The organism is Escherichia sp. TW09308 (genome assembly GCF_000208565.1).
In the GTDB taxonomy this organism is placed as follows: Bacteria; Pseudomonadota; Gammaproteobacteria; order Enterobacterales; family Enterobacteriaceae; genus Escherichia; species Escherichia marmotae.
Window position 1 is genome coordinate 3,935,823 of record NZ_AEME01000001.1, and the last position, 21,744, is coordinate 3,957,566.

Annotated in this window: 36 protein-coding genes; 1 reads left to right on the forward strand and 35 read right to left on the reverse strand. The window is 54.7% G+C overall.

Going from position 1 to position 21,744, the window contains the following annotated elements; all coding sequences use genetic code 11:
- Positions 1–15: 15 nt before the first annotated feature.
- The 25 genes from ESM_RS0118845 to ESM_RS0118960 all read right to left on the reverse strand — a co-directional run bounded on the left by ESM_RS0118845 (position 16) and on the right by ESM_RS0118960 (position 15,074).
- Positions 16–411 carry a phage tail assembly protein gene (locus ESM_RS0118845; RefSeq protein ID WP_000829451.1) on the reverse strand — a complete coding sequence of 132 codons (396 nt, stop codon included), beginning with the start codon at positions 409–411 and terminating at the stop codon, positions 16–18.
- Between the two features lies 1 nt (position 412).
- Entirely contained in the window at positions 413–769 is a 357-nt protein-coding gene (locus tag ESM_RS0118850; protein ID WP_001062748.1) for a phage tail tube protein, read from the reverse strand.
- Between the two features lie 9 nt (positions 770–778).
- On the reverse strand, positions 779–2,254 hold the full coding sequence (locus ESM_RS0118855) for a phage tail sheath subtilisin-like domain-containing protein (RefSeq protein ID WP_000052046.1): 1,476 nt from the start codon (positions 2,252–2,254) through the stop codon (positions 779–781).
- Entirely contained in the window at positions 2,254–2,439 is a 186-nt protein-coding gene (locus tag ESM_RS0118860; protein WP_000435845.1) for a DUF2635 domain-containing protein, read from the reverse strand. The genes ESM_RS0118855 and ESM_RS0118860 overlap by 1 nt, the downstream gene beginning before the upstream one ends.
- Positions 2,420–3,031: a hypothetical protein gene (locus ESM_RS0118865; protein ID WP_000139652.1), complete on the reverse strand. Its 612-nt coding sequence runs from the start codon at positions 3,029–3,031 to the stop codon at positions 2,420–2,422. The genes ESM_RS0118860 and ESM_RS0118865 overlap by 20 nt, the downstream gene beginning before the upstream one ends.
- Positions 3,028–3,570 (reverse strand): phage virion morphogenesis protein, encoded by a 543-nt coding sequence (locus tag ESM_RS0118870; protein WP_000513058.1) that lies wholly within the window; start codon positions 3,568–3,570, stop codon positions 3,028–3,030. The genes ESM_RS0118865 and ESM_RS0118870 overlap by 4 nt, the downstream gene beginning before the upstream one ends.
- A complete protein-coding gene (locus ESM_RS0118875; RefSeq protein WP_000540583.1) occupies positions 3,570–4,007 on the reverse strand; it encodes a gp436 family protein in 438 nt (145 codons plus the stop codon). The genes ESM_RS0118870 and ESM_RS0118875 overlap by 1 nt, the downstream gene beginning before the upstream one ends.
- Positions 4,007–4,318 carry a hypothetical protein gene (locus tag ESM_RS0118880; protein WP_001290368.1) on the reverse strand — a complete coding sequence of 104 codons (312 nt, stop codon included), beginning with the start codon at positions 4,316–4,318 and terminating at the stop codon, positions 4,007–4,009. Before ESM_RS0118880 ends, ESM_RS0118875 begins: the two co-directional genes overlap by 1 nt.
- Positions 4,319–4,399: 81 nt before the next feature.
- A complete protein-coding gene (locus tag ESM_RS0118885; RefSeq protein WP_000501477.1) occupies positions 4,400–5,302 on the reverse strand; it encodes a Mu-like prophage major head subunit gpT family protein in 903 nt (300 codons plus the stop codon).
- Positions 5,302–6,264 carry a phage protease gene (locus ESM_RS0118890; protein ID WP_001182210.1) on the reverse strand — a complete coding sequence of 321 codons (963 nt, stop codon included), beginning with the start codon at positions 6,262–6,264 and terminating at the stop codon, positions 5,302–5,304. Before ESM_RS0118890 ends, ESM_RS0118885 begins: the two co-directional genes overlap by 1 nt.
- A 213-nt stretch (positions 6,265–6,477) precedes the next feature.
- Positions 6,478–7,242, reverse strand: a complete 765-nt coding sequence (locus tag ESM_RS0118895) for a phage head morphogenesis protein (protein ID WP_001209365.1) — start codon at positions 7,240–7,242, stop codon at positions 6,478–6,480.
- Positions 7,235–8,566, reverse strand: a complete 1,332-nt coding sequence (locus tag ESM_RS01000000125330) for a DUF935 domain-containing protein (RefSeq protein ID WP_237708216.1) — start codon at positions 8,564–8,566, stop codon at positions 7,235–7,237. Before ESM_RS01000000125330 ends, ESM_RS0118895 begins: the two co-directional genes overlap by 8 nt.
- Positions 8,515–8,805, reverse strand: coding sequence for a hypothetical protein (locus ESM_RS1000000129185; protein WP_001049974.1), 291 nt, complete (start codon positions 8,803–8,805; stop codon positions 8,515–8,517). The genes ESM_RS01000000125330 and ESM_RS1000000129185 overlap by 52 nt, the downstream gene beginning before the upstream one ends.
- Positions 8,802–10,337 carry a terminase large subunit domain-containing protein gene (locus ESM_RS0118905; protein ID WP_000192879.1) on the reverse strand — a complete coding sequence of 512 codons (1,536 nt, stop codon included), beginning with the start codon at positions 10,335–10,337 and terminating at the stop codon, positions 8,802–8,804. The genes ESM_RS1000000129185 and ESM_RS0118905 overlap by 4 nt, the downstream gene beginning before the upstream one ends.
- Positions 10,334–10,915: a DUF3486 family protein gene (locus tag ESM_RS0118910; RefSeq protein WP_000426825.1), complete on the reverse strand. Its 582-nt coding sequence runs from the start codon at positions 10,913–10,915 to the stop codon at positions 10,334–10,336. The genes ESM_RS0118905 and ESM_RS0118910 overlap by 4 nt, the downstream gene beginning before the upstream one ends.
- A 136-nt stretch (positions 10,916–11,051) precedes the next feature.
- Positions 11,052–11,351: a hypothetical protein gene (locus ESM_RS0118915; RefSeq protein ID WP_000101554.1), complete on the reverse strand. Its 300-nt coding sequence runs from the start codon at positions 11,349–11,351 to the stop codon at positions 11,052–11,054.
- Between the two features lie 2 nt (positions 11,352–11,353).
- On the reverse strand, positions 11,354–11,641 hold the full coding sequence (locus ESM_RS0118920) for a VpaChn25_0724 family phage protein (protein ID WP_024168521.1): 288 nt from the start codon (positions 11,639–11,641) through the stop codon (positions 11,354–11,356).
- Between the two features lie 5 nt (positions 11,642–11,646).
- Positions 11,647–11,952 (reverse strand): DUF2730 family protein, encoded by a 306-nt coding sequence (locus tag ESM_RS0118925; RefSeq protein ID WP_001372558.1) that lies wholly within the window; start codon positions 11,950–11,952, stop codon positions 11,647–11,649.
- Complete coding sequence (locus ESM_RS0118930; protein ID WP_000128966.1) at positions 11,937–12,164, reverse strand: TraR/DksA family transcriptional regulator; 228 nt, start codon at positions 12,162–12,164, stop codon at positions 11,937–11,939. Before ESM_RS0118930 ends, ESM_RS0118925 begins: the two co-directional genes overlap by 16 nt.
- Positions 12,161–12,769, reverse strand: coding sequence for a hypothetical protein (locus ESM_RS0118935; RefSeq protein ID WP_000371428.1), 609 nt, complete (start codon positions 12,767–12,769; stop codon positions 12,161–12,163). Before ESM_RS0118935 ends, ESM_RS0118930 begins: the two co-directional genes overlap by 4 nt.
- Positions 12,757–13,167 carry a hypothetical protein gene (locus ESM_RS0118940; RefSeq protein ID WP_001033674.1) on the reverse strand — a complete coding sequence of 137 codons (411 nt, stop codon included), beginning with the start codon at positions 13,165–13,167 and terminating at the stop codon, positions 12,757–12,759. The genes ESM_RS0118935 and ESM_RS0118940 overlap by 13 nt, the downstream gene beginning before the upstream one ends.
- The gene (locus ESM_RS0118945; RefSeq protein ID WP_000515805.1) at positions 13,142–13,393 is read right to left on the reverse strand and encodes a hypothetical protein; all 252 of its coding nucleotides are present in this window, start codon (positions 13,391–13,393) and stop codon (positions 13,142–13,144) included. The genes ESM_RS0118940 and ESM_RS0118945 overlap by 26 nt, the downstream gene beginning before the upstream one ends.
- A gap of 1 nt (position 13,394) precedes the next feature.
- Positions 13,395–13,991, reverse strand: coding sequence for a glycoside hydrolase family 108 protein (locus ESM_RS0118950; protein ID WP_000431265.1), 597 nt, complete (start codon positions 13,989–13,991; stop codon positions 13,395–13,397).
- 85 nt (positions 13,992–14,076) lie between these two features.
- The gene (locus tag ESM_RS0118955; RefSeq protein ID WP_000812146.1) at positions 14,077–14,526 is read right to left on the reverse strand and encodes a Mor transcription activator family protein; all 450 of its coding nucleotides are present in this window, start codon (positions 14,524–14,526) and stop codon (positions 14,077–14,079) included.
- Positions 14,523–15,074: a gp16 family protein gene (locus ESM_RS0118960; RefSeq protein WP_000091780.1), complete on the reverse strand. Its 552-nt coding sequence runs from the start codon at positions 15,072–15,074 to the stop codon at positions 14,523–14,525. The genes ESM_RS0118955 and ESM_RS0118960 overlap by 4 nt, the downstream gene beginning before the upstream one ends.
- Before the next feature lie 30 nt (positions 15,075–15,104).
- On the opposite strand from ESM_RS0118960, the gene ESM_RS0118965 reads away from it, so the two are divergent.
- A complete protein-coding gene (locus ESM_RS0118965) occupies positions 15,105–15,509 on the forward strand; it encodes a DUF2513 domain-containing protein (RefSeq protein ID WP_000687315.1) in 405 nt (134 codons plus the stop codon).
- Here ESM_RS0118965 and ESM_RS0118970 read toward each other — a convergent pair.
- The 10 genes from ESM_RS0118970 to ESM_RS0119015 all read right to left on the reverse strand — a co-directional run bounded on the left by ESM_RS0118970 (position 15,480) and on the right by ESM_RS0119015 (position 21,742).
- Positions 15,480–15,782 (reverse strand): hypothetical protein, encoded by a 303-nt coding sequence (locus ESM_RS0118970; RefSeq protein ID WP_024257700.1) that lies wholly within the window; start codon positions 15,780–15,782, stop codon positions 15,480–15,482. The genes ESM_RS0118965 and ESM_RS0118970 overlap by 30 nt on opposite strands.
- Positions 15,760–15,957 carry a hypothetical protein gene (locus ESM_RS0118975; RefSeq protein WP_000597367.1) on the reverse strand — a complete coding sequence of 66 codons (198 nt, stop codon included), beginning with the start codon at positions 15,955–15,957 and terminating at the stop codon, positions 15,760–15,762. Before ESM_RS0118975 ends, ESM_RS0118970 begins: the two co-directional genes overlap by 23 nt.
- On the reverse strand, positions 15,950–16,489 hold the full coding sequence (locus ESM_RS0118980) for a hypothetical protein (RefSeq protein WP_000564254.1): 540 nt from the start codon (positions 16,487–16,489) through the stop codon (positions 15,950–15,952). The genes ESM_RS0118975 and ESM_RS0118980 overlap by 8 nt, the downstream gene beginning before the upstream one ends.
- Positions 16,490–16,586: 97 nt before the next feature.
- Positions 16,587–17,111 (reverse strand): host-nuclease inhibitor Gam family protein, encoded by a 525-nt coding sequence (locus tag ESM_RS0118985; protein WP_001107927.1) that lies wholly within the window; start codon positions 17,109–17,111, stop codon positions 16,587–16,589.
- A gap of 20 nt (positions 17,112–17,131) precedes the next feature.
- Positions 17,132–17,419 (reverse strand): hypothetical protein, encoded by a 288-nt coding sequence (locus ESM_RS0118990; protein ID WP_010379699.1) that lies wholly within the window; start codon positions 17,417–17,419, stop codon positions 17,132–17,134.
- A 12-nt stretch (positions 17,420–17,431) separates the two neighbouring features.
- Positions 17,432–17,851, reverse strand: a complete 420-nt coding sequence (locus ESM_RS0118995; protein ID WP_001101159.1) for a hypothetical protein — start codon at positions 17,849–17,851, stop codon at positions 17,432–17,434.
- 20 nt (positions 17,852–17,871) lie between these two features.
- Positions 17,872–18,141: a hypothetical protein gene (locus ESM_RS0119000; protein ID WP_001151276.1), complete on the reverse strand. Its 270-nt coding sequence runs from the start codon at positions 18,139–18,141 to the stop codon at positions 17,872–17,874.
- A gap of 244 nt (positions 18,142–18,385) precedes the next feature.
- Entirely contained in the window at positions 18,386–18,613 is a 228-nt protein-coding gene (locus ESM_RS0119005; protein WP_000987805.1) for a hypothetical protein, read from the reverse strand.
- 12 nt (positions 18,614–18,625) lie between these two features.
- The gene (locus ESM_RS0119010; protein WP_000129606.1) at positions 18,626–19,579 is read right to left on the reverse strand and encodes an AAA family ATPase; all 954 of its coding nucleotides are present in this window, start codon (positions 19,577–19,579) and stop codon (positions 18,626–18,628) included.
- A 75-nt stretch (positions 19,580–19,654) separates the two neighbouring features.
- Complete coding sequence (locus ESM_RS0119015) at positions 19,655–21,742, reverse strand: Mu transposase C-terminal domain-containing protein (RefSeq protein ID WP_000498154.1); 2,088 nt, start codon at positions 21,740–21,742, stop codon at positions 19,655–19,657.
- Between the last annotated feature and the right edge of the window lie 2 nt (positions 21,743–21,744).

The following is a 21,744-nucleotide window of genomic DNA, read 5'->3' on the forward strand; positions in this document are numbered from 1 at the left end:
AATCTCTGGGACAGGTTAACCAGCAGGTTCATCAGTGCCGCCGCCAGCGGCATCAGTTCGCCCCCGCGTTGCCACCTCCTCAAGCATCTCATCCAGCGCAGCAGCTTTCGTGCTGATAAGCTCAAGGTCTGCCGGGTGGAGCATTCGCAGCTGTTTCATGTCCAGTGGGCCGGGAATGCTGCCGATGGCCGCAACCTGACGGCGCATCATCTCCAGCCCCATCAGCACTTCTGAGCAGTAGGCCACCGCCTTTCCGTTCCCGCCCATGACGACGCGTTCTGCGGCCAGTTGCGCATCAATCACATCACTGGCAGTCAGTTCGCGCAGCTTCACGGTTTTATGCAGGGTTTCATCTGCCGTGCCTTTGCCGGTCAGAAGCCCGTGTTTCAGTTCAAATTCCATTTCAGCCATGTCACACCTTCACGCATTTTTCACCGATAAAGTTGGCACTGATGGTGCCGGAATCCTCGTCCAGCTCCGCCGGGTTATCCGTGGCGGAACCCGTCATCATGTAGTTCAGGCCGTTGTCGCCGTAGAACATCACCGTGACATCTTCCCAGCTGCTGATTTCAATCACGTCCATATCCGCTGCCGCTGCAATGGTCACCTTGATGGACGGCGAGGCCATCTTGCTGGAGATGCCCCAGACCTTGCCGCCGCCCATATGCTGGGTGCGGCTGAAGCCGCCCGGGTTCAGCGTGGATTTCCCCTCGGTTTTAATTTCGCGGCCATTCACGCGAATGGTCGCCATGCCAAGAATTTTTGCCATGCGGCCCCCTTAAAGTTTGAACTGAATCAGGCCTGCCAGCACACGCAGCTGGTTCACCAGATTCGGGTGGCAGATAAAGTTCAGGCGGTTTTTATCGCTGCTGTCGCGTGTCACCTGAAGCGTGTCCTTGTAATCGCTGAAGTTCTCCACAAGGCCCGCCGGGAGAAGTTCGGTCTGGCAGATATCCAGCAGCTCTGCGGTGCACAGCTTCGGCGTCATCACCGGCTGCCCCGCATCCAGCGAGTCCAGCACGTCATCATCCGCCAGCTTGTGGCGCGGATAACGGTTCGTGAAACGGTTCTTGATGATGTAACGGATACGGCCCAGCGTGGCTGGTGACTGCACATCCAGGTACGACACATCCGCATCACCGTACTGGTTAACCCGGTACATGGTGATTTCTCGCTCGATGCAGACGTTATCACCGGCGTCCACCATGTGTGTGGCAATGCCGTCATGCAGCAGCAGGTTACGTTCCGGCATATCCCAGCGAACATTACGCGCAGGCGGCAGAATGCCGGTCAGAACCAGCGTCTGAAGCGGACGTGCCGGGTCAATGGCGAGGTAATACGCTGCCGTTGCGCCGTATGACGCGGCCCACATCCACGCCGGGTGCGGTGACAGGTTGGTGCCGATACAGCTAATCAGCCAGTCATTGCGGGTTTCACCAAACGTACCGGTTTCCCCGTGTGTGCCACGAAACGCCGTCCACAGCTGCGCTTCCATCATCTTGAGCGGCCCCCAGCGGTTCAGCAGTTCATCACGCAGGGTGTTCAGGCTTTTCGTGTCGGTGAACGGGGCGATGATATCGGTAAACCACTCCGGGCCGATGGCCGCAACGGCACCCGCCATTTCCGGTGTCCCGGTGCCGCCGGTAAACGCGGTGGCTGTCACCTTCACACCTGCCGGGAAGGCTTCTCCGGTGTAGTAGTTCAGGCGAACGTCGGCACCGTTGCCGGTGACGCCGTGCCAGTTCATGGTCAGCTCCACGGTATCCGTGGCATCATCCTTCACCGCAGCGGCCACCTGCGTGGCAGGCTTTTTCGTCACCGCATCAGCAATGGCTTTTGCAATGTTTTCCTTCGTGTCCCCGGCGCTCACGCTCACCTGAACGGAGACACCGTTAATCAGCAGCGCCATCGTTCCGGCCTCAGTCGCTGTACCCAGCACGGTCAGCGTGGCTTTTGCGGCAGCGCCTTCTGGCGCGGCAACCGGCATTGCCCAGGTTTCCGTGTACGTGTTGGCACGACGCAGCATTTTGAGCATTTCAGCCAGCATCGACCCTTTGCCATAAAGCTGGTCTGCCTGGCTGTCACTGGTGATGCGGGTCAGTGACAGGGCGTCTGCGCTGCCGGACGATACCGCATGGCCCATGACCAGAATTTTTCGGCTTTGCGCGGATGCACCATCCAGCGCCTGTGAATTGTCGATATCGATCCAGACAAGCGGGACGCGGATATCATCAGGAATTGAACCCAGCGACATTATTTTTTCCCTCTGGTTTTGTTGTTATTTTTCGTAAGTGTGGTTATTTCCACATCTCCCTCGGCTTCACGGCGCAGCCAGTAAGCGCAGACGTCGAGACGTTCCCCTTCCGGAGATAAATGCGCGCCATCCGGTTTACGGACACGGACGTTTTCCCGCGCTGGCTTAATCAGTTTCTGTTCCATCGTCACCCCGTACATGGATCACGTCGTTAATTTCAGTGTATTCACCGCTACGCAGCGTTGCCCCGAGGCGCAGGAAGTCCGGGAGCGCGGCGAGATCAATCTCTTCATCCAGCTGAAATTCCTGCTCCCACGTCACCGCCCACATGGTGACGCCCAGCCCGTCGAGGCTGGCGGAGTAAATGTTGTCTGCCCGCACATCAGCAGCCAGGCGTTCAGCCCCCATGCCCCCGGTGGCATCCGACGACAACAGGCGTTTGATCACCTTTCCGGCCAGCACTTCACAGCGCACGTCGCGGGAATACCCCCACGAATCCGTCGCCATGATGTAAGCCACCCAGGTGACCAGACCGGACAGTCCGCCGCGCGGGTTGATATCCCGGACACGCAGGGCAGCTATTCGGATACAGCCGGTACGACCGGACAGATAGCGCTTCACTTCTTCCGGGCTGTTGAACTGGCCGATGTGACGCTCCACCACGTCGGCCCGGTCAGGGGTTTTCCCCTGAAGTGCTGTTTTCAGCCAGGCCACAATGCGCTCTGCGGCCGCAACGGTGCTCCCCGGTGTGCGCAGTTCAGGGCGTTGTTCTGTCATGGCAGAACCTCCTTCCAGAAATGACTGATAACCTGTTGCAGCTCCTGCTGGTTGGCAGAAGACAGCCCCAGAAATTCTCGTTGCGGAATGTTCATCATGCGGTTATGTGCGCCGACGGTCTGCCAGACCGGATATTTCAGCGCCCGCCCGAAACACTGCGAGATAAGCCGTTTGTGGGCGCTGACCGGCACACTGCCGGAAAAGCCGTCATTCATGATGCGGGCATAATCCAGCGGTGAACCGATACGCACCACGCGGTTTTCCACGATGTACTGGATACTCTCCAGCAGATGGCCTTCACCGCGCAGCAGACTCTGGTTGCCGTGGCGGGTCTTTTTGTACCCGTCAGACCAGTCTGGCCAGCGTTCGCCACCCGGACTGGTTTTCTCATCGATGATGCGGCGGCGGGTCTGTGATTCCACCACCGCACCGATGCTCTCCAGCAGCTCTGCCTGCAATGAACCATCTGCCAGCTTTTCAACGGCGCGGCGGATATCCTCCAGACGCTGGTCACCGCTGACCTGTACAGAAATCCCCATCACAGCACCCCTTTCAGGTTGTTACGGGTGAACAGCCGGGCATTGGCACCCACCACAATGATTTTCCCGTGGTCGGTTTCTGCCGGGGTGGCATACGTTGGCAGACCCAGGTCACGGGTGCCGTTCGCCATCTCACGCAGGGTTTTAATGGCGTCGTCGTAGCGTTTCTGGATCAGCTCCGTGATTTGATTGTCACGCTCTGATAGCCAGTAAAACGCCAGCGATACCGCCACGCGTTGCAGCGGGCGCGGGATTTCCGTCACCCCCAGCGGCAGCTGGTAGCGGCGGGACAGAAACGAATCAATTTCCGCTTCGGCATCACTGATGGCCTGACGGATTTTGTCTTCATCCAGTTCGTTGGTTTCCCGGTTAATCGCCATGTTCCAGACAAGATTGCCGTCCGCGCGTAACAGGTCTTCCTGCGTGATATACCCCATCAGCCTTTCTCCGCTTCCCGGACAATCAGATTCGGCTCTGCCATCAGGCGGGTGGCAACCGCAGCGGTCACCGCCACATCCTCACCGGCATGTGACCAGAAACGGCCACAGCGCCAGAACCCGTTTTCAGACACGGCCCGGACGTTCAGCCGGACAGGGGCGTCACCCTGTACAGTAACCGGGTCTTCAGCCGGACGTGGTTCATTCGCCTGACCGTCAGCCACAATAACGTCTGCCAGCGGTGCCGGGTTTTCCTGTGCTGCGCTGTTCTTTGCGGCTTTCGCGCCTTTGGTTCCTGCTTTTTCACTCATGACTCTGCCTTTTAAAAGGCAGTTAAAAGGGCATTCACAGCGCCTTTTAACTGCGGGTTACAACAGATTACGGATGACGGGTTATGCCGGGGTGGTGATGAACGGACTGACCACGATGTCCACATCCTTGTACCAGATGTTGGAATCGCCGCCGTTAACCAGCATGGCGTCAATGATGCGCTTCGCGGCTGCACGGTTTTTCGGCCCCACCACAAGGGTGGTCGGGCGGATGCCCAGCGGTTCACCGTTGGTGGCCTTCATACCCAGCAGCAGATTGCTGGCCTTCTCGTAGTTCTCCGCTGTCAGTGCCGCACGGGAACCGACGGCGGTCTGCCAGAAGCCGAAGCCCGCATTGCAGCGACCGTCCACCCCGTAAAGGAACTCGTTATTCTTGAAGGTGTGCTCGCTGTTCAGATCATCCAGGGCTTCAAACTTAAAGGCGCGTCGCGTCTGCCAGATGATGGGTTTCAGTACCTGAGAATCATCAATCAGAAACCACGGTTCCCCCTGGTCTGATGCCGGGGTGCCGACAACGTTGCTGTATGTGCCGTCGCCCAGCGGGTGGTCTTCATCAAAGAAGTTCTGACCGTCAAAACACAGGGTGTTAAACCCGGCACACAGCAGGGGGTAACACAGCTTGTCCGGGAACTCCGACGTCTGGCGGCCATAGCGTTCAGCGATAATGCTGTACTGACCAATCTGATCGTCTTCAATGTGTTCGCGTTTAACGCGGATCGAACTTTCCCAGGTTTTGTTCGCAAGGGTGTAACCATAACCGTCCAGCGTTGCCATCTGACGGGCGCTGACCCATTCCTTAATCTCCGGTAAATCTTTCATCCAGCCGTAGGTATTGGAGGCGGACGAACTCGGGATTTCAGAGGCGATGCGCTGCCACTGTGGGGTGACACCACTCAGCCCACGGGTATAAGCGGCGCTCAGACAGGTGGTCAGCGCGTGAAGGACTTCGGAAGTGACTGCTCCCATCAGTTATTCTCCTGTTTCGGTTTAGCGGCGAGGAACTCTTCCCCGGTAATACCCATGCTGCGGCACATCGCCAGTTCGGCGTCGGTCAGTGTCTGCGCGGGTTTATCCTTGCCCTGGCTGGGCTTGTCGTTGTTCACCAGCGGCTGTGCACCTTTGGTGTATTCCGCAAACTGTTTGCGGCCTTCTTCCGTGCGGCAGGTGGCAAGGAACATGTCACGGTTTGCCGGGGCCACTTTTCCGGCTTCGATGGCCGCATCCACAAGCGCTTCTGCTTCCTTCTCCTCCAGTTGCTGAAGGCGTTGTTCTGCGGTTTCGGCACGGTTCAGTGCCAGATTGTGGGTTTCCACCGGTACAAACTTCGTCAGGTCAGGTGTCTGTGCGCGGTTCAGCGCCACCTGTTCGTTCTCCTGAAGTTGTTTAATGGCAGCCACGGTATCGTCCACCGTGGCAGATTCAGCCAGCCCAAGCAGGCCGGTGATTTGCACAGGTACTGTCATCGGGTTTTTCTCCGTATTCAGTGCAGGAAAGTCCAGGTTAGGTTTGTTGGTCAGCCCGACGCTGGACAGGCGCGTCACCACACCCTCCGCGTCAAAGAAAAACGCCGGGCTGTAATAGCGGTAACGGCGTTCGCTCAGCATCCACCGGGCGTACTCGCTCCAGACAACACGGCCTTCAATGGTGCCGCTGTCCGTCACGCGCAGTTCTTCCACCCAGCCATACGCCGGGGCTTCATCACCGCGTTGCCCTTTAATTTCGGTGGCGTGTTCAATGTCCACCGGAATTTTGATGTCGGACGAGCGGGTGACCACCTCATGCGGATTGCGGTTAATCCACGTCCGGCCATCGCGCCCGGTGAACTCACCCGCAGGGACGAGTTCAAGCCATTCCGGCAGTTGAGCAGGTGTCAGCTCAGGGATGGGTTCTGGCAGGGAAAAACACAGCGCCAGCAGTTCCGGTTGCATGTCAGTCTCCGTCGTTTGGGGTTACCGACGGTAAGTATGCGGAAGGCAGAAAAAAAGCCGGATTTACCGGCTTCACTGAAAACGGGGAAATACCCCCTTCAAAACCCCTTCAAAAACGCCACAGCATCTTCAAAAACGTCAGAATGCACATTCACGCCATCAGAATAAAAAACGCGTTTCTGATGCGTTTCAGGGGGATTTACGGCGGGAGGGTTACTCACTGTCAAAACGGGCCTGTTTTGTCGCCAGCTGGCGCGCCAGCTCCTGCTCACGGTTTATGCCGGGATTGTAGTTCCAGCCCGGATCAATCCCTTCCGGCACATCTTCCTCTTCGCCCGTGCGTTTGTTCACCCAGCGGACAGTTCTGATTTCCGGCGCTTCGGTGTGAATGGTGCCCTGTGCCGCCAGTTGCGCATATTCACCACGGCTGACCTGACGGATGGTGCATTTGCAGCCCCAGCCGTTAGGGGCGAAATGCGTCTGCCAGAACGGGTGGTCTACAGGCAGACACAGACGCGCCCATTTCACATGCTCCGCCCGGTGGTCGCGGGATGGCCCCAGCTCGTAAATCAGATACGGCATGGCCCGCTTTGTCCGTTGAATGCGTTCCCACTGGCCCGCCGCGCGGGCGGTGCGCATGTTGGTATCGTAAATCGTGCGGAGGCGGCGGTCGCTGCCCAGCTGTACGGTTCGGGTTTCGCCCGTCAGCGGATCATCCATCTCCTGTACGCCCCACCATCCGCGTTTTATCAGCAGCGGTTGCAGCGCCTCCCGGAACTCGCTGAACGTCTGCCCGCTTTGCAGGGCGTCTTCCACAAGGGCTTTCACATCCGACAACAAATCCAGTTGCAGCATTTTTGCCACGGTGAAGCTGTTCCGGTGTTCTTCCCGCCATACATCCCGGTAATCAAAACCGGGGCGCAGCTTCTTCGCCTTCAGCCACGCCAGCGCCTCTTTCGGGATGAGAGTTTCACGCATGACCGGTGTCCCCCAGCGCACGCGCCTTAAAGCACACCTCCGCCAGTTGCAGGGCAAAGTCGTCCGCGTTCAGCGTTTCCTGAAGCTCAGGCAGGCGTTTCAGAAAGTCATCAAAACTGTCGCATTCCTGCGCCAGTGTCAGCACCGGGTTCGTGAACGCCTCGCCGGTTTTCTGCCAGTCACGCAGGGCATCATCCACCATCTGTGCCAGTTCATCGGGGTGTTCCCGGTTCAGGGCGACGCGCTCGCGGTTCATCGCCACATCACCTGACATTCCGGCAGACACCGGATGCAGAACATCAGCCCCGTCGTCCGGTTCAGCCAGGCCGAACCGGTCCCGCAGCTCCGATTCCTGAACCCGCATCCCCCGGTCAATCAGCGGCACCAGAGCATCTGTCAGCGCCTTCAGATCTTCCGCTTCACTGATACGCAGAACAACACGGGGGTAGTGTTCCTGTGGCCCGTAGTTGGCCTCGATGTAGGGCCGCACCAGATATTCATTCAGCGTGTTAGCCAGCTGCCGCGCGTCCCAGCGCACAATGTCCATGCGCACCTGATTGTGCACGTCCGCCTGTGAACGCGAACTGCCGTTATCCGTGGTCATGGTCTGCCCCAGCACAGCCTTACTGATTTGCGCATCACACCATTCCGCCATTTCACGGAACAGTGCGCCGCCGTTATTCCGGCTGGCGGTTTCCTTCATTTCCAGTTGCATGGACTGCGGAATGGCACACCCGGCATCCGAGGCAATGGAAGCAATCGCATCAATCAGCACGCGGATTTGCTCCTCCGTGGCGTTGGGGCCGTATTTCCCCACCGTGACCGGAATGCCGAATTTTTCCGCAAATGCCCACCAGTCGCGCACGGTAAAGGATTTCAGCATGTACATCACCGCCACCAGACGGGCCAGACCGTTACGCAGCGGCAGACCGGATTTCAGACGCGGCTGGTGAACAATGAATTTTCCCGGTGTCAGCGGTACGCCATCCACCGGTTCATCGTCAGTCAGCAGGCGGAACTGGCGCAGCGTGGGTTTTTCGGCTTTCAGAAAACGGGGATCAACCCACTCATAATCACGGGGCACCCAGTGGTTGTTGCGGGTGTTCCACAAAATTTCACAGACCGCCACGCCTTTTCCCAGCCCGTCGAGCAGATCAAACATCAGCTCAGGGATTTGCGGTGCCTCCATCAGTGCACGGATGGCGTCCGCCAGTTGCACGTCAGCATCGTCATCACTGGCGGCCACCACCACCGGTTCGATACCCGCCACCGTCAGCTTGCGGGTGCGCAGTACCGAGGCGTAATGCAAATCGCGTTCTTCCATCTCTTCAGCAAGGTAAAAAAATCACGCGTGATGCCGTCAGTAGCATTGCGCAGAATGCCTGCCAGCCTGCCGGGGTTCAGCCCGGAGGCGACGCTGATACCCGGCGAGGCCGAACGCACACCGGCATGACGCGGACGGGCCTGTGCTTCGTTGAGCGCCTCTTTTTTCAGCGTGTCTTCCTCACCGGTTGCCGGGTTCAGCAGACGGCGAACGGCCCCGGCCAGTTGTTTCAGGTTCACAGTAAACCTCCCTCATTTTTCAGGCCGCGCGTCAGCTTCATCTGGCGGCGCGCGTTGCGTTCTTCCGGTTTCGCCGGGCGGTTCAGGCGGTGCAACTCGTAACGGTGGCAGTCATCCTTGCTGGCAAGGAAGCCCAGGAAAATGGCCACAGCGGCGTCGCCGTGACGTTTGTGACCGTCGCTGCCTTTGGTTCGTGAATCATCAATGCCGGGAACGCCACGCAGTAACTGAATGGCTCCGAGGTCATTGATCACGTCTTCATGCTTCGGAAGGATCAGCTCATCATCTTCAAACGCCGCACGGAAACGGGGCATGTTTTCGCGGTAAAACGCCACGGACAGCATCACCTGTTCCACTTCATCGCCGTACCGCTCTGCCGCCTGTTCTGCCAGATACTGACCATTCCCCCGCGCATCCATTTTGATGCCGTCACGGCGGGGCAGACGATCGCAAAGCCAGAACAGCACCTGCTCCTGCTGTTTAAACGGCACATTGCCAAGCTCAACCAGGAACGGCACCTCGCGGGTGGTGTCATCGTTCACCGTCACCGGGGCCAGTACGGTCAGGTCACCCGAACGCGCAAAGTCTTCCCCCAGACAGTGGCGCAGGTTCTTCGGGAGTTTTTCCAGTTCAGGGCGCACCACTGTTTCCAGCCATTCCCGGATATCTGCCCGGCGCTGGCTTTCCGTCAGTGCGTTAAATTCCGGTGTGCCGGTAAAGCGCAACACTTTCCCGGTGCCACGGGCCGCACGTTCACGCAGTGAGCGGGGGATATACGTGCCGCCGCCGTTTTTCGGGACGCAGTAATACTCCTCCAGCGCGTCTTCGCGGGTGGCGGTATTTCGCAGCAGGCCTTCTTTCCATTCCGCCTCGGCTTCCGGTGACCACACCATGCCGCGCACCTGACAGATACGTCGGTACAGCCCGTCATTGCAGGCGTCGTCCAGCGTGATGGTGTGAATGCTGTAATCTTTTTTGCCCGCGCGGCTTTCCTGAATAAGCTGATTAAACAGGTTGTCCACGCCGTCATGGGTGGAAATAAGGCGAATTTTGCCGCCCCATGTTTTCAGCGGCAGCACCGCCTTCAGCAGCTCGTCCAGTTTTTCATGGAACGCGGCCTCGTCGATGGTGACATTCCCCTGCATCCCGCGAATGTTGCTCGGGTTGCTGGACAGTGCCTTGACCTTAAAACCGCTGGCGAAGTACACGACGAACGTCAGAATGTCCTTGTCTTCGTCGGTGATCACTTCCTCGCAGATTTCTTCCGCTGCCGCATTAAACGCTTTCGCCCACATCGCCACGGCGTCGATAAATTCGCGGGCCATCTCCTTATTCGAACCGATATAAAAGTGATCGCGCCCGCCGTCTTCCTTCTTCAGCGATGCCGTCAGTGCCGCATCTGCCGCCTCCGCCCAGGTTAAACCGGTACGGCGGGATTTCTCGGCGATTTTCAGGTCGGCATCATCCGCCACCCAGCGTTTCTGATACGGCAGCAGAACATCATATTCACTGAACGTGTCCATTTGTGTCATGCGCTAATCCCCAGAATTTCACGTTTGATGGTGTCAGCCGCACCGCCCGACAGACCGCCCGTTCTGACCAGCTCTTCGGTTTTCTCTGCCATCTCCTGCGCAAACGCATCGCGGATCGCTTTCTCGCGTTTATGGCTGGTCATGGCTGCCACTTCCAGACGCTGGGCAACCAGCGCCAGTTGGCCCAGCGCCTTCGGTGCAACAGGTTTGTCGTCTTCTGCCATCGACATGGACGTTTCAAAGGCCAGCGTTTTTACAAACTCCATCAGCAGCTTGCCGACGTCTGATGTTGGCGCGGAACCCAGCTTTGCCGCCCAGACTTCGGCCATTTCGCGGGAGGCACGGATTTTTGCCCCGACTTTTTCCATGCGGATGGCGTAGCGGTTTAAGCCCGTCCGGCTTAACTGCATCTCTTCCGGCAGGTTATGTTCGTCAATCAGGGCATTGATGGCTTCGCGGATTTCTTCCTGCGTGTGCCGCTTTTCCCGCAGCATCTGATGCAACTGCTCCCGGATGCTGTCCGGGAGTAAATCCACTTTGGAAAGACGGCCACGGGTGGGGCGTTGTTCATTTTCCATGTGTGCGCTCCTGTTGCTCACTACGCTGTAAACTTTCGTATGCAGATTTCAGTGCGCCGTTCTGGATTTCCCGCCATGTCGGTTGTGCGCCAGACGGCGGAGTTCATCACGGGACGCTTTACTTATCGGATTCTTTTTACGGTTCACGACGGCCCCCGTCTTCAGTTCCCGGTGTTTTCAGACCGGCGTATATTTCTTCGCGAACGGAGCGGATATCCTTACCCAGCAGCTTCCACAGCCGCGCACATGCCGGTGATGAACGCAGGGCACGTTTCATGGGGGTATCCGGTGCATCCGGGTTCCAGGGCTTTCCGGTCTGTTGTTCATATGCACGGGCGATGGCGTTTTTCTCAATATCCGCGAGCACAAGACAGTACGCCAGCTGCCGCACGACGGCCCGTTCTCCGCGACTTAACGGCTTCAGTTTTCGGGCCATGCTCAGTCCCTCGCACGGGGTTTTTTAACGCCCGGAACGCTGGACAGGCCGTTTGCCACATCCTCGCCGCTGCCGGTGATTTCAGCCACGTAACAGCCGCCCACATCAGACAGACGAACCAGCCCCTGCTCGCGCAGCCATGCAAGCTGGGTGCGCACCACATCACGGGATACCTTATGACCGTAGGCCTGAAGGCAGGTCTGCAACACGGATTCATTCGCGCTGTCGCCACAATCCAGCAGGGAACGCAGCAACACCAGACGACGGTCTTCAGTGAGGATCTCTTTCATCGCCATTAATTTTTTTCCTTTAACTCGTTCTCTAATAACAAATCGCTGATGCGGGATACCTGGCGGATGGATGGCCCCAGCTCTTTGATTTCTCCCCGCAGGTTGCTGATATCCAGTTGCAGGCGGTGGAACTCATCACGATCAGGTAGCTGATGTACCTGGCTTTCCATCACCGACACGCGGGAACGCAGCAAATCAAACTCTTCGCGCTTGACGTAGGTCTTTGCCAGAATCAACTGAAGCAGGTTTATTCCTGTCATCAGCAATGCCCACAGAATGGGCCAGTTGGCTCTGATCATTTCCCAGGACACGTTTTCCTCCTGCGTTCCCGCATCTGCTGACAGTCAATACAGGTCACCACATCCGGCAGCGCCGCAAGGCGCTGTGCCGGAATAACGTTCCCGCAGTCATTGCAGAAGCCCCGGCTGTGGGGCGTTTCTTTTGTCCGTGTCTGCCAGGCTTTAACGACGCTCTGACGCTCGTTCAGAACCACTTCACTGATGCGATCGATTTCGTCGGTCATTTCGGCCCCGCAGACATTTTGTGACGGCTTGATTTGCTGTAACGGGCAAAGCCGTCAAGGGTTCTTACACCGAGATAGCCCAGCGCCGGGGTAAGCAACATCAGCGTGATATCCCAGTCCGGTGATGGCATATGCAGCGTGATACCTCTGGCACCGGCAATGGCTCCGGCAATCTGGCCGCAGGAGAGCAACAGCACATAGGCCAGACTGCTGTAACAGGAAAGGCGGGCCAGCAGCGGGCGTGTCTGGCGCACATAGCTGTCCGTGGCGTTGTCACCATTGCGGATGGTTTCCTGCTGTTCGTGGTGTGCGGCCTGCTGGTCAGCCAGCACTAGCTTCTGCCGTTCCACCTCCAGCTGTTGCAACTGAATTTTCAGGGTTTCCATCTGCATCAGTTGCTCCGGTGACAGCATCACCAGTTTTTGTTCCAGAATGCGTTGCTGTTCAGCCACCGGCAGGCTTTCCCGGACACTTTCCACCATACCGGCCACCGAGTCAGCGGCGGCAGATGTGCTGCCACCAAACCAGCGCCCGACGGAACGAATCAGCCCCGGCCCGGCTTTCAGCAGAACAGAGGCGATGCCTGAAAGGGTTAACGGATCCACGGGAAACCTCCATACAGATAACGCTGAAGACAGAGCAGACCGCCGCAACTGCCACCGCACAGCCAGAACACCGGATGCACCGGTGACATCATCATCAGCGTGCTGAAGACGCAGCAGAAATATCCCAGCGCCCAGACCACCCATGACCACACGATGATGTGGCGACCAAAAGCCCGGTAACGGACCTCAGGCAGCAGGCGAAATGGCACATTCCCGAGGCTTGCGCTGTATGAAAACAACACCACCCCGGCAAAGGACAACAACATCAGCACGAACGATCGCCAGCCACATAACATGCTGATGATGAACATGCAGAGTGTCAGTCCGGCCAGTGGCCACGGCGTTCTCATCAGTCGGGAACAAAGCAGCCAGTCACACAGTTTTAAAATTTTGTTCATTACCTTTTTCCACATTGAATTTTTCCCTGTACTTCTGGCACTGCCAGAAAATGTCCCGTGTATCCACGGAGTTCCAGCCACGCATGTAGTAGCTGGCGTGTGTGCCATCATGGCCGGTATAGTCCAGCGGTTTCGGGGGCGGGCCTCCGGCCATGCGGTGCAGAACCTCCTGACGCAGGCGGTCACGCCGCCCGGTTTTCAGTGAGGCATCCCAGCCTTTGCCCATATCACCCCCGCGTGGCGGACATGATGCCCAGAGGGGTATCGATGATTTCCAGACAGGCGTCGGTCAGTTTTTCCATGCGGTTAAACCAGCCGTTCAGGTATTTGCCCTGGGCGGGTTTTGATTTGATGATGTCGGCATAAAAGCGGGAACGACGGACAATGCAGCGGGCCAGCAGCCAGTCCGGGGAGGACAGGCTCACGGCCTTGCGGGTACGCGGGCCGATGATGCCGTCAGCATCCACATCAGCGGCTTCCTGCAAAATCCTGATGGCTTTTTTAACGCCATGCTGAACCGCCGCATCGAACACAAACATCGCCACGCCATCAGGCCACTGGTCACATCCGGCAGGCAGCCAGTAATCGCGCCAGTAAATCTGCGCAACCTGTTCGCGGGTTAAATCCTTAATGCGGGTATCCGGTTTGCCGTCACCGTTGACATCGGTTTTGCCGTCAATCACACCGTCGCGGCGGTCAGAAATGCCGTATTTGGTTTCACCGCCGCTGTCTGTGGGGTCATTGACATAGCCGCCTTCAATATCAGGACGCAGAATAAAATTCAGCGCATGTTCAAAGGCCGGGGAGAATTTTTGATTTTCCATAAAAGCACCTGTGAAGCAGATTTAAACGTGGTCTGCTTCATGGTGCCGGAGGCATAAAAAAAGCCGGATTTACCGGCTTCATTGATTAAGGGCGTCGTGGCGGACGACGAACGGGATGAGGCAGATTCGGGGAGTGGTAAAACAAATCCGGCTGGTATTTATTACGCTCCAGACGTCGCATCCGTTTGATGGCCTTGTAGACAGTTTTATATGTCACTCCGTAACGCTGAACCAGTTCAGGAATATTATGGCCGTTAAAATCACGCCAGATACGCATATCCCGGACAAGATTCTCCAGAATATTCCCCCTCGGAACATAAACCTGCATCCCGCCGATATGGCGACAAATCGCCACAACCAGCTCAAGGGAATGGGCAGGGTCTGCGCCAATCCGGGCCAGCTCTTTACGCAGCAGTGCGTTCAGTTCAGAAAGTAACGCCGGATAAGCGGTGTTTTCCTGATAATCATGAAGGTATTCCAGAACGCTGTCGTCCCGGAGGTCTTCGAATAAATCCTGCTCTTTCATCTGTTTCATACAGCAATTCTCCCGCTGTTTCGTGCGCGGGCATATGCACTGGTCATTGCATCATAGCCGCGCAGTTCCCGCCCGGTTTCGCTCACAGGTAAAGGCACACCATGTCGGACAAAGGCTTCCCGGATGCAGCGCATATGCCACTGTTTGAGCGTTTCGAGCACAACATGCAACGATTCCCCGTGACACCAGGCCAGCGTGGAAACACCCTGACCACCATTACGTCTGGCCGTCAGGCGTTCAACGTATTTGTCCAGCGCGGCGTCGCTGATATCGGAGACGAAACCATCAAGAAACATCTGCTGCCAGATTTTATAAATCTTCTCGCGCGGTGTGACATGCTCCTTAAAGCGACGGCGGGGATGTTTTTTCTGCTTCTTAAAACCGCGCTCTTTCATGGCATCGAGCACCTGTTCCAGTTGTGCGACAGTCAGTTCGCGGCAACTGGTCTTGCCTGTGCACTGCACCAGAAAGGCGCGGTAAGTGTCATCGTCGAGTTGTAGATCACGACGGGCAACATGAATTAACTTAATAAGCGATGTGCGACTCATTTTGTCACCTCTCATATTAAGGAATGAGATATGAAAATTGATTACGATGAACTGGCAAGAATCCTTGATACTTTCCTGAATGCAGACAGCGCATTTATTACCCTTAAGGATGTTGGAATCGACACAACCGACGATGAAGATAAACTGATATTTCATTTATTACTGCTCGTCGAAAATGGTCTTATCGGTAACAGAGAACTGCAAACTGGCACCCCGGAGTGCATCGGTCTGAAGTTCACCACAACAGGTATTGGCTGGCGAAACGTACCAATAAGGCTGACTCAGGACGGACATGATTTTGCCAATGCATTGCATCAAAAACCTATTCTTGAACGAATCAAAAAAGAATTTGCCGAAGCCCCGTTTGATGTTGTCAAAGACCTCGGCAAGGGGTTTTTAACTCAGTTATTTAAAAAGAAACTCGGTATTGAATAACTCCTTACTCATTCGCTGTAGCACATCAAGGGCGGCAACTGCCGCCACTTTATCCTGACCGGCAATGATTTTTCGTAATTCCTCAATAATCCAGGCATGGCTTAATGATTCAGCAATCATCGTGCGTTTTTCTGAAATTAAATTTTCTCTGGCCTGCTCATAGTGCTGGTATACAACATTATCCAGAAAATAATTTACATCTTGTTCTGACATGCCACTGGAAATTAAGGTTGCAGCCATTAAATCAGCATCAGTAATCATCTGTATTTTCATTTCGTAATACCTCTTCGCAATAAAAGACTTCATTGGGATAACGTTTTTGTATGCGCTCCATCACCTGCATACATGCCTGCTCTGTGGGCCAGATTTTTTCCGTTACCGGAATGGCATCGCAGGCATCATTCCCACAAGTGCCAACCAGCAGGACAAAGCCAATTGACTTAATCATGCTCGCTGATTTCCTGTGTTTCCGCCGGAACCGGTGAATAATCAAGAATGAGATAGCGCAGGACGTGGTCGGTGATATTCCAGCCACTGGAACCACAAATAAAGCGCCCCAGCCGGATATCGATATACGCCATCACAAAACGGGGCATCCCCTGTTTGCACATCTCGTCATCCACTTCAGCAACGATGTAAACCGACTCGCAGGTCAGTACGCCTGTCGCAAATTCTTTTGCCAGTGCCGGAATGGCATTGCCTTCCAGCCAGGGCAAAGAGCGGCGGAACGCGCACCATTGAGCATCATCAACAGCGGGGTGCTCCGTTGCGTTTCGTCTTACAGGAGGCGTCGGACGAGGGCGCGGAACGTCATAAAATCCGTTGCATTCAGTGAGAACTCCGGCATCAACCGCATCACGCAGGAAATACACCATTGAGGAAGGTGGCATCTTCATTTTTTCAGCCAGAACGCCACAGGTCAGACGCCCGTAACCCCGTAGTAATGTGCTGACACCGTTCAGAATTTTTGCATCAATCATTTTTATTTCTCAGATATCAGATTCAGGCGCGAGCAATCCCCTGACGCATCGCGCCATAATTAAAAGAAAGTGAATTAATTAAATATTCGTGGTGGTATTAAATACCGGCTTCCTGTTCAAACGGAATAATAGAAAAATCTTCAATACCTGATTTGACTGTAATTCCGGCAACACCTGCGACCGCTTTCGGTTCCAGTAAAATCGCTTCCTTGTTGATTTCCTGTTTCGTGCGAATAAAGCGTTGCAGGCCAAGACGCTCCAGCGTTTCCATCACCGCATCCACACCGCGAATACTTACCGATGGTGGGCGCTGACGCCATGACACATCACCGGTTACCAGGTTTGCCGTCTTCACCTTGCCGCCGTTCGTCAGTTCGTCACGGTTCGCTTCACACCACCCCTGAACGCCTTTTGAAAGGGTTTCAATACTGGTTTTAAGGGGTGCAATCTGTGAGGCGTATTTCTCCGTAATCTCAGCGATAGCGTCATTCATCTCCGTTTCAAGCCGTGCCGCTTCGCGTTGCAGGTCACCAATCCGGCGAATATCACATACCACGGCATCGCGGGATTGTGGAACATAAGCCGCTGCGGCGTTCTTGATTCGTTTTGCTGGTTTAGCCATATAAATAAAGCTCCTGTTAATTAATATTCGCTGTATACAATGCTGGATACAGCACGATTGCTTAATTCCATCTTTTGGGCTATCACATGAATAGCCACCCCTTCTTTATAAAGTTCACGACACAAATATTTGTCGTGCTCACTGACCCGGTATGCACACAACGATATTCCGTGCCTTCTGGCATGTGCCTGTAGGGCGGTTGGGGCAACGTTCAGTTTTTTCGCCATTTCCTCGACGGTCATTTTTCCGACACTGGCTTCGATAAATTCCCGGTCTTCGCGTGACCAGCGTTTACGCTTACACATCATTCCGGTCACCACTCAGTACAACAGGGGTTCGCGCAGTGATGCCGGAATATGCCGCAGCGATAACTGAACCGCTTTCAAGGCAAGGGAAGAATACGTCCCCTGCGTCCAGCCTTTCGCCATTTGCCGGTAATCGCGCCAGATGTTCTGCCACTGCTCCCGTGCGTCCGGGTCTGACGCGCTGATGTATTCGCGGTCCATGACGTATTCCCATAAATCCTCGTTAAACGCACCGCCAAACGTGATGGCATTAGAGATGTTTTCACCACAATAACGCGCACAAATGCTGTAATGGTCAAATGTAATCAGATAAGTAGTTTCACCATGCTCATAAACTTTGCGGGTGAAAATAAACTCGCGTAATTCACCACCGTTGTTATTGCGTTCCTGAATTCGGATTAATGCCTGAATTTCATTTCGGATTTTGACGTTCATTGTCAGCGTTCCTTTGTGAATTAATGTCTGGCTGCATTCGGGTTATAGCTGAATAATTCCCCCTCGGCTTCCAGCCCAAGCTCCTTGGCTGATTTCAACAACTCCTCGGTCGCTTTTTTAATGATTTCAGGAGCCATGCTCTTGATGATGCCTGCCATTACATCATGTGGCCCGGTCTGGTCCTCAGGTGAGGATTCTTCCAGTCGCACATTCATATTTACGGCAAAACCTCCATTTTCCTGAAACTCAATATTTCTTGTATTGTTAAATTCAAAGATTACTTTTGCCATTTTGTTTCACCTTATTGATTCTGAATAATTGTGCTGACCTTTACCTTCGCGCCTTCTACCTGTTTAAAGAAAACACCACTGCACCACGGGCAACATGTGAAAGAGTCCCATACTTCATTTTCGGGGGAACTTTGCGTCATAAGCTGTTCACCACATCCCGGGCATTTATATGTCGTCAAAGGCACTCCGTGGCGCTGACAATGTTTAACCCACTCAATATATTTTCCAGACCTGATACTCATCGTTATCTCCAGATAATCTGACAACCATTAAGACGGGCCGTCCATACTGAACGGGCAACCCCTGATTTATGCTCCATAATCCTGACAGCGTTTCTGACCAGCTCCGGTGGCGGGCAGGTGATTTCAAGTACCGGGCGGGCCACGCCCAGCCAGGATTCGTTGACGTGGCTGCCGCGCTCCTGTAACCAGGTCTTTACTTCCGTCGCCATTTTGATATTACGAGACATCATGGTTTGTGTTCCTTACTGCCAGTTCAGTAACTTAGGGTTGCTGTAAGCCTCCTTAAAAGCCGCTTTAATGTGACTTTTATTCAGGGATGAACCAGCACCTTTCGCCGCCAGCCACGCATGATTCAGTGTGTGAGTTAATACACGCAATCCCCCGGGCTTTTCGGCTACCCTCATCAACAGATCCAGCTCATCTTCCTGTGTTACTCCCCATGCTTTGGCTACAGCCATCACGTCGGTTTTTTTCACTTTGCGCAGTTGTTTCGTCATGGCAAAACGGCTGAACAGACGGGCCAGCTCATCAGTCCCACGACGGGTGGCATCCGCCATCTGTTTCGGGTTGCCAATTAAAACCATCCCCACGCCAGTGGCATCCTGAATGGCGCGTAATTGCTCCAGACCATCCACACTTAAGTGATCAGCTTCATCAATAATCAGCAGGGGGTTAACACGGCCACTAATTTCTTTACCACCGCCCAGTTTTCTGCGAATGGCGCGGGTTATATTCCCCTTATTTCTTCCCGGATTATTAATTTCCAGCGCATATGCTATTTCAAGGAGACATTCCGTAACGCTCGAATGTGCCGGAGCAAGCGTCACCATCCAGGCATTAGCTGTTTTGCGGCAATATTCCCGTGCAGCAAAAGTTTTGCCGACACCCGGTACGCCAACAACAACACTGATAATCCCGAGTGAGCGCACTGTTTTAAACAGCTCATGCAAATCACAAAATGTCTGGGTCTTCACAACGCCGGGGGCACCTGACAAATTCTGCCCTTTTTGCCAGACCCGATACCATTCCTGTAATTTGTCATGCATGCCTTCAACATTGCCTCTGTACTTTCCTTTACGAAGATCAGAAAGTGTTGCCGGAGACATTCCGGCCTCATCAGCAATATCTTCCTGGGACTTGTCGCCCTCGTTAATCAAAGCGTTAATAGTGTTGAAAACATCATCAATATCAGTCATAGTATCTCCTCCATCATTACAGATTTACTTTATTTTCCTTGTTTAACAGTCCGTTACCGCGGACTGTTTTTTTATTCAGGCCAGCGGATCATCTTCTTCCTGCATGGCAAAAAGCTTTTGCATCCCCAGTCTGAAATCGCGTTCAAATTCTTCGTCATGCTCTTCTTCATATTCCGGTTGCTGAACTGCCACCACATTCCCAACCGGGCGATAAACATTATCCAGCCAGGGTTCAGCTTGTTTGTGTTCCAGAATCTGAATACCTTCATCTTCAGCATCACGAATTTTTTCCTCAGCGCGTTTGCGCATTCCTTTAATACGCTGTTGCTGTTTGTGATATTCCGCACTGACAGGGAAGGCTGCGCGTTTATTGCCGTTCCATATCGCCTCACAGATAAAGCTGCCGTCCTTGCGACGTACCGTAATTCGCTCGGCGTCATGAATGTCATAACTGATAAGCACTTTGCGACCGTGTTCGTCACGCAACTCCGGCGCGTAGTAAATATTGTTCAGCCACTGGATTTCGCAGCGTCTTACTGGACGCTCCACCATCGGGCGGAACATGTCGCGCAGCTCAAGATCACTCAGCCACTCAATTTCGGTGTCTTCTTCTGCCAGGCGTTTTTTTCTGAACTCTGCCGGGCTGTAATGCCGCCCGTTCGGTTTCATCGGCAGCTCAGAATGCGGGCGGTTGTTGTACCATTCCACGCCTTCACGAATAGCCTCAATAAGCTCCGCCCACGATGGCAGCTCGCGCATTGCAGCTTTCTGGCGGTCGTTCAGAGGCTTGTCCTGTTGCAGGGCGTTAAACGCTGAACGCAGATCACGGTTAAGTACACGCAACGATTCCCGGTCAGCACCCTTGCCAAAATAGGTGCGATACCTCCTGGCTATACGCATCGGCAGTGTCCGGTTCAGGCGTTCAATAATGCCGCGCCCCTGTGGATTACCGGCAATACCTGTTGGGTGTTTAATCCCCAGGCGGGGCAGAATACCCACGACCTCTTTGTCCAGCATGTCAGCCGTTTCACCAGAACCGTTATCCGAGTAATACAGAAACGGTTTTCCGTGGTTGCGAATGCCGTGCTGTATCGCACCGGCAACGGCGAACACGTTCTCGGCAAGGTCAAGACTCCAGCCAACAACAAACCGGGTTCCACCGTCGATCACAAATGTGACTTCCGGTGAGAATGGACGCCCGTGGATCGGATGTGCACATTTCAGCTTCATACCGTGACCGTCACCAATCCAGACATAATTCACCGGCATAGCTGTCCAGTCGCGGCGGGTGAATCCTTCAAGCTGACGGTATTCACTGCCGGTAACGCGCCCTTTTTGTTTCACCACTTCCGGCAATTTCTTCATGGCATAACGAACCACATCGTAAGAGGGCATCACCTCCAGCATGTACGGTTCGTCCGCATGGCGACACTGCCATTCCGCGACAAAATCCTCGTAGGCTTCAGACATAGGTCTGCCGTTCACCTGGCGATACTGCGCCAGAAACTCAGGTAGCCAGCTAATTTGTTCCGGTTTTATTTCGTCGCGTTTTCCTGGTGCCAGTAACAGCAGCCGTTCTGCGGCGTTCTGTGACTGGTTGTACTTCAGCACCCACTGATAAAGTGGGTCACGACTGATGGTGCGATTAGCGCCACGTTTTGCATTGGCGTTAACTGCGGCCTGTTGCAGGCGTTCCGGTAGTTCACCTTTACGGGCTTTTTCGACAAGAAAGTTAATGGCTTTCAGTCGCCCGAGATCACCCTCGCTTTCCAGCTTCAGCACTTCCACTACCAGCGCAGCTCTTGCTTCAGATACCCGACGCTGATTTTCGGTCAGCGCATTCAGGCGTTCTTCCATCAGTTGTGGCGAACCGCGATATGCTTCGATTGCCTGGACAGCATCAGGATTGCGCGCCTTCCTGGTAACGACCTGAACTTCGGAAACGTTGTTCTCCGTAGCTACCAGTTGTTCCACATAACGTTCACGCAGCGCCTTTTGAGTCGCTTCCGGCAGACAATCAATGTGGTACTCAATGGCTTTTGTACCTGCTCGTTTGCGTCGAAAATGCTCTGATGAAGCCAATTTTTTTATAGTGTACCTCACACCTTGCGCACTTCCCGGCATACCAGGCAGCCCCACGAGTTCGTTGACAGACACAAACATTT

What these genes read in the sequence shown, in the direction of transcription:
- ESM_RS0118845 (WP_000829451.1), bottom strand. Translation starts at nt 411, where the DNA reads ATGGCTGAAATGGAATTTGAACTGAAACACGGGCTTCTGACCGGCAAA.
- ESM_RS0118850 (WP_001062748.1), bottom strand. Translation starts at nt 769, where the DNA reads ATGGCAAAAATTCTTGGCATGGCGACCATTCGCGTGAATGGCCGCGAA.
- ESM_RS0118855 (WP_000052046.1), bottom strand. Translation starts at nt 2,254, where the DNA reads ATGTCGCTGGGTTCAATTCCTGATGATATCCGCGTCCCGCTTGTCTGG.
- ESM_RS0118860 (WP_000435845.1), bottom strand. Translation starts at nt 2,439, where the DNA reads ATGGAACAGAAACTGATTAAGCCAGCGCGGGAAAACGTCCGTGTCCGT.
- ESM_RS0118865 (WP_000139652.1), bottom strand. Translation starts at nt 3,031, where the DNA reads ATGACAGAACAACGCCCTGAACTGCGCACACCGGGGAGCACCGTTGCG.
- ESM_RS0118870 (WP_000513058.1), bottom strand. Translation starts at nt 3,570, where the DNA reads ATGGGGATTTCTGTACAGGTCAGCGGTGACCAGCGTCTGGAGGATATC.
- ESM_RS0118875 (WP_000540583.1), bottom strand. Translation starts at nt 4,007, where the DNA reads ATGGGGTATATCACGCAGGAAGACCTGTTACGCGCGGACGGCAATCTT.
- ESM_RS0118880 (WP_001290368.1), bottom strand. Translation starts at nt 4,318, where the DNA reads ATGAGTGAAAAAGCAGGAACCAAAGGCGCGAAAGCCGCAAAGAACAGC.
- ESM_RS0118885 (WP_000501477.1), bottom strand. Translation starts at nt 5,302, where the DNA reads ATGGGAGCAGTCACTTCCGAAGTCCTTCACGCGCTGACCACCTGTCTG.
- ESM_RS0118890 (WP_001182210.1), bottom strand. Translation starts at nt 6,264, where the DNA reads ATGCAACCGGAACTGCTGGCGCTGTGTTTTTCCCTGCCAGAACCCATC.
- ESM_RS0118895 (WP_001209365.1), bottom strand. Translation starts at nt 7,242, where the DNA reads ATGCGTGAAACTCTCATCCCGAAAGAGGCGCTGGCGTGGCTGAAGGCG.
- ESM_RS01000000125330 (WP_237708216.1), bottom strand. Translation starts at nt 8,566, where the DNA reads ATGGAAGAACGCGATTTGCATTACGCCTCGGTACTGCGCACCCGCAAG.
- ESM_RS0118905 (WP_000192879.1), bottom strand. Translation starts at nt 10,337, where the DNA reads ATGACACAAATGGACACGTTCAGTGAATATGATGTTCTGCTGCCGTAT.
- ESM_RS0118910 (WP_000426825.1), bottom strand. Translation starts at nt 10,915, where the DNA reads ATGGAAAATGAACAACGCCCCACCCGTGGCCGTCTTTCCAAAGTGGAT.
- ESM_RS0118915 (WP_000101554.1), bottom strand. Translation starts at nt 11,351, where the DNA reads ATGGCCCGAAAACTGAAGCCGTTAAGTCGCGGAGAACGGGCCGTCGTG.
- ESM_RS0118920 (WP_024168521.1), bottom strand. Translation starts at nt 11,641, where the DNA reads ATGAAAGAGATCCTCACTGAAGACCGTCGTCTGGTGTTGCTGCGTTCC.
- ESM_RS0118930 (WP_000128966.1), bottom strand. Translation starts at nt 12,164, where the DNA reads ATGACCGACGAAATCGATCGCATCAGTGAAGTGGTTCTGAACGAGCGT.
- ESM_RS0118940 (WP_001033674.1), bottom strand. Translation starts at nt 13,167, where the DNA reads ATGAACAAAATTTTAAAACTGTGTGACTGGCTGCTTTGTTCCCGACTG.
- ESM_RS0118945 (WP_000515805.1), bottom strand. Translation starts at nt 13,393, where the DNA reads ATGGGCAAAGGCTGGGATGCCTCACTGAAAACCGGGCGGCGTGACCGC.
- ESM_RS0118950 (WP_000431265.1), bottom strand. Translation starts at nt 13,991, where the DNA reads ATGGAAAATCAAAAATTCTCCCCGGCCTTTGAACATGCGCTGAATTTT.
- ESM_RS0118955 (WP_000812146.1), bottom strand. Translation starts at nt 14,526, where the DNA reads ATGAAACAGATGAAAGAGCAGGATTTATTCGAAGACCTCCGGGACGAC.
- ESM_RS0118960 (WP_000091780.1), bottom strand. Translation starts at nt 15,074, where the DNA reads ATGAGTCGCACATCGCTTATTAAGTTAATTCATGTTGCCCGTCGTGAT.
- ESM_RS0118965 (WP_000687315.1), top strand. Translation starts at nt 15,105, where the DNA reads ATGAAAATTGATTACGATGAACTGGCAAGAATCCTTGATACTTTCCTG.
- ESM_RS0118970 (WP_024257700.1), bottom strand. Translation starts at nt 15,782, where the DNA reads ATGAAAATACAGATGATTACTGATGCTGATTTAATGGCTGCAACCTTA.
- ESM_RS0118975 (WP_000597367.1), bottom strand. Translation starts at nt 15,957, where the DNA reads ATGATTAAGTCAATTGGCTTTGTCCTGCTGGTTGGCACTTGTGGGAAT.
- ESM_RS0118980 (WP_000564254.1), bottom strand. Translation starts at nt 16,489, where the DNA reads ATGATTGATGCAAAAATTCTGAACGGTGTCAGCACATTACTACGGGGT.
- ESM_RS0118985 (WP_001107927.1), bottom strand. Translation starts at nt 17,111, where the DNA reads ATGGCTAAACCAGCAAAACGAATCAAGAACGCCGCAGCGGCTTATGTT.
- ESM_RS0118990 (WP_010379699.1), bottom strand. Translation starts at nt 17,419, where the DNA reads ATGATGTGTAAGCGTAAACGCTGGTCACGCGAAGACCGGGAATTTATC.
- ESM_RS0118995 (WP_001101159.1), bottom strand. Translation starts at nt 17,851, where the DNA reads ATGAACGTCAAAATCCGAAATGAAATTCAGGCATTAATCCGAATTCAG.
- ESM_RS0119000 (WP_001151276.1), bottom strand. Translation starts at nt 18,141, where the DNA reads ATGGCAAAAGTAATCTTTGAATTTAACAATACAAGAAATATTGAGTTT.
- ESM_RS0119005 (WP_000987805.1), bottom strand. Translation starts at nt 18,613, where the DNA reads ATGATGTCTCGTAATATCAAAATGGCGACGGAAGTAAAGACCTGGTTA.
- ESM_RS0119010 (WP_000129606.1), bottom strand. Translation starts at nt 19,579, where the DNA reads ATGACTGATATTGATGATGTTTTCAACACTATTAACGCTTTGATTAAC.
- ESM_RS0119015 (WP_000498154.1), bottom strand. Translation starts at nt 21,742, where the DNA reads ATGTTTGTGTCTGTCAACGAACTCGTGGGGCTGCCTGGTATGCCGGGA.